Below are 380 nucleotides of genomic sequence, written 5' to 3' on the forward strand. Positions count from 1 at the left end.
AGTCGTCGGTGCTGTAGATGCCCGGCGTCACGCTCTCCGCCAGCGACCACTGGCTGATGCCCTCCTCCGTCACCACGCCGCCCGACGGGGTCACGTGATAGGCGATGGTCTCATAGCCCGGAAACGCCTGATGCTGGTCCGGCGCGTCGCACAGCACCAGCGTGTGCCTGTCCGCCTCGTGGCGGAAGAAGTAGTAAATCCCCTCCAGCTCCATCAGGCGGCTGATAAAGTCCAGGCTGCTCTCCTGATACTGCACGCAGTACTCCCACACCCGGTAGTTGCCCGCCAGGCGCGTCTCCACGCTGACCGCGTACTCCTTCAGCAGCGTCTGCACAATCTGCGGCACCGTCTGGCTCTGGAAGATGCGCAGGTTGCGGTCC

The 380-nt window shown here is 64.5% G+C and carries 1 protein-coding gene; it reads right to left on the reverse strand.

Translation table 11 applies throughout. The annotated features are described in order from the left end of the window. A partial coding sequence (locus LQK91_RS21945) for a contractile injection system protein, VgrG/Pvc8 family (protein ID WP_255694739.1) occupies window positions 1-380 on the reverse strand: 380 nt, incomplete at both ends.

Source organism: Pantoea sp. MHSD4, from assembly GCF_021043305.1.
Lineage (GTDB): Bacteria > Pseudomonadota > Gammaproteobacteria > Enterobacterales > Enterobacteriaceae > Pantoea > Pantoea eucalypti.